Origin of the sequence: Nocardia miyunensis NBRC 108239, from assembly GCF_001613065.1 — a bacterium.
Lineage (GTDB): Bacteria > Actinomycetota > Actinomycetes > Mycobacteriales > Mycobacteriaceae > Nocardia > Nocardia miyunensis.
On the sequence record NZ_BDBQ01000129.1, the window covers coordinates 1 to 5,902 of the forward strand.

Consider the following 5,902-nt stretch of genomic DNA (forward strand, 5'->3'; position numbering starts at 1 on the left):
GGCACGGACGGGCTCAGCGCCACAGCGCTCCGGCGCGCAGCCGCCGAACGCGGCGAATCCGCCGGAGTCCGTCGCCACGACGAGCCCGGCCCCGCAGGATGCCACGACATCGACACCCAGCGGTCCCGGGCCGGAGTTCCTGTCCATGCCCGGGGTGCGGCCCGATGAGATCGGGGCGATCATCGAGGGCCGCGCGATCACGGCGGTCGGCAAGCTCGGTTCGGACGGCAATCGCAAAGCGCTGAGCGGCGCCGCCGAGCGTCAGCTCGCGGCCGTCCCGGCGAACGGCCGTCCGCGGACCATGAGCCTGGACGGCCTGGGCAGGTATCGGGTGGTGGCCGAGCCCGGATCCGATGACGGGCAGACGGTTCTGACGGGGCTGTCCCTGGCACCGGTCGACGAGACGCTGCTGCGCGTGCTGATGGTGCTGGCGGTGGTGGCCGCGATCGTGCTGCTGATCGCGATCACGGTGGGTATCACGCTGATCCGCCGTGCGCTGGCGCCGCTGGATCGGGTCGCGGCGACCGCCTACCGGGTCGCGGATCTGCCGCTGGATCACGGCGAAGTCGAACTGCCCGTTCGGGTTCCGGCCGACGACGCCGATCCGCGGACCGAGGTGGGACAGCTCGGCGCGGCGGTGAATCGCATGCTGGACAACATCACCGGCGCACTGTCGGCCCGCTACGCCAGCGAGACGCGCGTGCGCCAGTTCGTCGCCGACGCCAGTCACGAACTGCGCACCCCGTTGGCCGCCATCCGCGGCTATACCGAACTGGCACAACGCAACAGCGATGCGGTACCCGCGGCGGTCGCCGACGCGATGAGCCGGGTGGACGCCGCGGCCATCCGGATGTCGGGTCTGGTGGAGGATCTGCTGCTGCTGGCGCGGCTGGATTCCGGCCGCCCGCTCGAGCACGAACCGGTCGATCTGACCCGGATCACCGTCGACGCGGTCAACGACGCCCATATCGCCGGGTCCGATCACCAGTGGGAGATGAACCTGCCCGACGAACCGGTCGAGATCACCGGCGACGCCGCGCGCCTGCATCAGGTGCTGGCCAACCTGCTGACCAATGCCCGCGTGCACACCGGCCCCGGCACCGTGGTGACCACCTCGCTGGAGTCCGACGGCGCGGGCGGCGTGCGGTGGCGGGTGCGGGACACCGGTCCCGGCATCCCGCCGGAGCTGGTGCCCGAGATCTTCCAGCGTTTCGCCCGCGGTGACTCCTCCCGCTCGCGCCACACGGGCAGTACCGGGCTGGGCCTGGCCATCGCCAGCGCCGTCGTGCGGGCGCACGGCGGCGAGATCACGGTGGCCAGCGAGCCCGGCGACACGGTGTTCACCGTGCGTCTGCCGGGCCGTGAGCCGTCCTAGGTGGTGGCCCGCTCGCGGAGCCCGCGCGCGGCCTCGCGGGCCAGCAGCCGGTCGCGCTGCTCCTCGAACTTGGCCGCGTCCTGGTCCAGCTTCTCCAGGAATGCGGCCAGCTCTTCCCGGGCGTGCTCGCCGCGCGGCCCGAAGTCGTTGCGGCCGAAGACGTTCCAGATCTTCAGCACCGGCCGCACGACCTCCTCGAGGTGCTGGCGCAGATCGTAGATGCCGTACTTGGCCATCAACACGCCGTTGCGGCGGAAGTTGGGCATGCCGTATCCGGGCATCACGAAATTCGTCAGGATCCGGGTGATCGCCTCGATCTGCTGATCAGGCGCCAGATCCAGTCCGGCCCCGCACAGGTTGCGGTAGAAGATCATGTGCAGGTTCTCGTCCGTGGCGATGCGCTGCAACATCCGGTCGGCGATCGGATCGTCGCAGGCCCGGCCGGTGTTGCGGTGCGAGACGCGGGTCGCCAGCTCCTGGAACGTCACGTAGGCGACGTTCTCCAGGAATCCGCCCCAGTCGTCCGGGGATTGCGCGCCGTTGGTCATGTGGACCATCCGATCCCGTTCCAGCGCAACGGGATCCACCGCCCGGGTGACCACGAGGTAGTCACGGATGACGATGCCGTGCCGGTTCTCCTCCGCGGTCCAGCGCCCGACCCAGGTGCCCCACGCGCCGTCCATCGAGAAGTTCTCGGCGATCTCGCGGTGGTAGGAGGGCAGGTTGTCCTCGGTGAGCAGGTTGGTGATCATCGCCGCCTTGGCGACCTCACCCAGCGACGACTGGGACGGATCCCAGTCGTATCCGCCCATCGCCGCGAAGTTGCGCCCGGCGTCCCACGGCACGTAGTCGTGCGGGTGCCACTCCTTGGCGATCGATAGGTGTCTTTCGAGGTTCTGCTCGGCGACGGGCTCCAATTCTGTGAGAATTTCCAGCTGCGTCAGATCCCGGGCCATATGCGGAGCCTTTCAGTCGTCATGTCTTGATGTGGTGCACCTGTCGAACCACCAGCGAACCGTACCGGTGACCGGTCCAGTAGACGATGATGCGTTATCAGCGCACTGTGCCCAACCTGTGGCAAGGCTGTGAAGACTCGAGACGACCTCGAGGTCAGGTCAGTTCGCCGTCCCGGCACAGACTCGACGACCGCCAGCTCGCCGACGGCGGCCGCGCACCGGCGTCGAAGTTCCACCACGAGATCGGCCCGACCGATCGCCAGTACAGGAACAGGCCGCTGTTGTCGGTGACCGCGGCGTAGATGTCCGTCCTGCCCTCGATCAGCTGATCACCGACGCAGTAGTCGTTGTAGGAGGTGCCGGGCTGCCAGGCGCCGGGGCTGAAGCTCCCGGCCGGATTGCCGACCGCGCCCGGGTTGGACACCGTGCTGTGGTGTCCCGATCCGCCGTCCTTGTTCCAGCGCGGAACGCCGAAGGCGTCCATGTGACAGCTGAACGCGAAACCTCCCGCGTACACCACCTGCCCCTGCCGGTAGTTGTTGCCCGCCCACAGACACGGCATACCCGTGGCGTCCGCGTGTGCCGCCGGGACGCCCGTCGCGCCCAGTCCGGTCGTGGTGACCGCGGCCAGAGCGGCCAGGGCGCACAGTGCCGTCCGTATGCCTGCGCGCAAGCGCCGCGACACAGGTCCGTTGATTCCGCTCATTACCGCCTCTTTCATGTGCGGGCCGCCGACCCGGGCGTCGCTCCGGTGACCGATACGCCCGAGACTCATCACGGGAATAATGTACCGTTGTTCAACGGCACATTATTTACGGAATTCTCAGGGGCGGGAAGACTTCAGAGGGCCGCGAAGGTGCGGCTACTCGGACAAATGCGACACTCCGTTCGCGAAAAGTGAACAGAGCCCGAATATTCGGCGCGCGGAACGCCGGTGAGTAATATCGAGCGCCTGGCCGGAGCTGGAGTTGGTATGTCGGACGTTTCCCATGGTGGCGGCGAGGATGCCGGGCACGATCGTCGCCTGGTCGGCCGCGAACGCGAGCTGATCGTCGTCGCCGAGCGGCTCGCGCAGACGGTCGCGGGACGCGGCGGCGTCGTCTTCATCCACGGTGAGCCCGGAGTCGGCAAGACCTCGCTGGTCGAGCGGATCATCGACTCGGCGGACCGGGTGCACATCCGGGTATTGGCGTGCGCCGCCAGCGAACTGGAGATGTACACACCGTTCGGGGCGACACGGACCTGGTCGGTCGCCGACTGGTTCGCCGAGGAGGTCCCGGCCGAGCTGATCGACCGCTCCCGCGCGCTGCTGCGCGGCGATGCCACGGCCGCGGGCGATGCGGTCGGCTGGACGAACTCGGTGATCGACATCTTCGTCGAGATCGTCGAAAGGCTTTGCGCCACAGGCCCGGTCGTGGTCGTGGTCGACGATGCGCACTGGGCGGACCGGGCCACCCTGCGCACTGTCGAACGCCTCGCGGAGCTGATCGACGAGCTGCCGCTGCTGATCGTGCTGGCACTGCGCCCGCTGCCGCGCGAGGACGCGGTGACCGAGATCATCGAGCGGGTCACCGCGGCGGGCGCGGCCCATGTGCGGCTCGAGCCGCTCGACGATCCGGCCGGTGCGGAGCTCGCCGCGGCCGTCCTCGGCGCGCCCGTGGGCCCCGGCCTGGCCCGCGCGCTGACCTGGGCGGCCGGAAATCCCTTGTTCATCACCGAATTGGTGGCCGGGCTGCGGCAGGCCGGACAGCTCACGATCGCCGACGACGGGACGGTGGAACTGGCCGCGGGCGCGTCCGGCGGGCGGACCGATCCGCGGCTGCCGGTCTCGCTGACCGAGGCCATCCTGCGCCGCCTGGACTACCTGCCGACGAATGCGCAGCGGGTGCTCTCGCTCGCGGCCGCCCTGGGCGCGGGAGTCGAGGCGGGCGAACTGGTCAGCGTACTGGGAGCCGAGGCCGAGGAGATCGACGAGATCGTCGCGCTGGCAACCGATGTCGGTGTGCTGATCTCCGGACGCACGGGCCTGGTCTTCCGGCACGATCTGATCCGCCGGGTGTTCGCCGACCAGGTGCCCGGAGCCACCCGGGCCAGTCTGCAGTGGCACGCCGCGCAGACCCTGATCACCACGGGCGGGCCGATCGAACGCATTGCGGGATACCTGCTCTCGGCCGGAACGCAGCTGGATTCGCCCAGCGTCGACTGGTTGCTCTCCTGCGCCAACCGGCTGATCATCTGCGCGCCCGAGAGCGCCGTGCGACTGCTGGACACCGCCATCACCTCGGATCCGCAGTCGCCCGCCGCGAATCGCCTGCGACTGCTGCTGGTTCGCGCGCTGCTGTGGAGCGGGCGGGCGGACGAGGCCGAGCGCGCGGCGCGCGAGGCCCTGGAACGGCTGCCCGACCCCGGACAGCCACAGCGCGGGGATTTTCTGTGGCTGCTGTCCCAGGCTTGTCTGGCGCAGGGGAAAGTGGCTGCCGCGCACGAGGTTTCGACCACCGCCGTGCGCGAGGGCGCGCGGCCGGTCCGCGAGGCACGCCATCAGGGCGTACTCGCGGTGGTCTCACACCTGCTGGATCGGCTCGACGACGCGGAGCGTGCCGCCGATCGCGCCCGCACCCTCGGCTTCGAACTCGCCGATCCGGTCTCGATCGGCATGGCGCAGTTCTCGCTCGGACTGGTCCGCTACTACCAGGGCCGCCTCGAGGAATGCATCGAGCTGGGCGACAACCTGATTCGGCAGTACGAGGCGCTGAGCCAGGGCCGCAGCACCTTCGCGCACTTCAATCCGTACCTGGTCAGCGGTCAGTGCCTGATGGAACTCGACCGGCCCGAGCGGGCCGAGGAAATCCTCACCACCACAGTCGATTACGAGGAGCGCAGCGGCGGCGCGATGCAGACCGCGAATCTGCTGGCGCTGGGCAAACTGCATTTCACCAGCGGCCGGTGGGACGACGCCCTGACCGCGCTGGCCCAATGTCAGGACACCGCGGACGTGTTCGGCTATGCGCGCGTCGCGCCCAGCCTGATCGCCCTGATCGGCGTCTACCGGGGAACCTTCACCGGCACACCGGATTCCATACCGCCGCTGATCGACGACATCGCCGGTCGTACCGGTCTGCATGTGCGCGCTTGGGCCCGCGCGGTGGCCCTGGAACGCGACCGGCGGCCCGGCGAGGCGCTGGATCTGTTGCTGGCCACGTGCGCGCGGGTCGAGTCGCCGTGGACCGAGATCACGCTCTACCACATCTATCCGGAGATGGCCCGGCTGGCGGCGATCACCGAACGTTCGGCCGATCTGCGGGCGATCGCGGGTGCCGCGCGGCAGTCGGACGAGCGGATCGCGACCGGCTCGCGGCATGCCACGGCGCTGCTGTGTACCGGTCTGGCACAACAGGATCCGGCCCTGCTCACCGAATCGGCCGAACAGTTCACCGCGGCCGGACGGCCGTTCTACACCGCGCACGCCCACGAGAATCTGGCCGCGGTGTACGCGCGGGCGGGCCGGACGGACGCGGCGCGCTCGGCGTCGGATGCGGCGGTCGAACTGTACGCGGGGATGGACGCGCAG

Annotated in this window: 4 protein-coding genes; 2 read left to right on the top strand and 2 right to left on the bottom strand. The window is 69.5% G+C overall.

Going from position 1 to position 5,902, the window contains the following annotated elements; all coding sequences use genetic code 11:
• The coding region (locus NM2_RS43470; RefSeq protein ID WP_157121837.1) for a sensor histidine kinase at positions 1–1,375 on the top strand (1,375 nt) is incomplete at its 5' end.
• Here NM2_RS43470 and NM2_RS43475 read toward each other — a convergent pair.
• Positions 1,372–2,331 carry an acyl-ACP desaturase gene (locus NM2_RS43475; protein WP_067682803.1) on the bottom strand — a complete coding sequence of 320 codons (960 nt, stop codon included), beginning with the start codon at positions 2,329–2,331 and terminating at the stop codon, positions 1,372–1,374. The two genes, NM2_RS43470 and NM2_RS43475, sit on opposite strands and share 4 nt — an antisense overlap.
• Before the next feature lie 154 nt (positions 2,332–2,485).
• The gene (locus tag NM2_RS43480) at positions 2,486–3,037 is read right to left on the bottom strand and encodes a hypothetical protein (protein ID WP_169816353.1); all 552 of its coding nucleotides are present in this window, start codon (positions 3,035–3,037) and stop codon (positions 2,486–2,488) included.
• A 267-nt stretch (positions 3,038–3,304) separates the two neighbouring features.
• On the opposite strand from NM2_RS43480, the gene NM2_RS43485 reads away from it, so the two are divergent.
• A partial coding sequence (locus NM2_RS43485; protein WP_067682807.1) for an ATP-binding protein occupies positions 3,305–5,902 on the top strand: 2,598 nt, incomplete at its 3' end.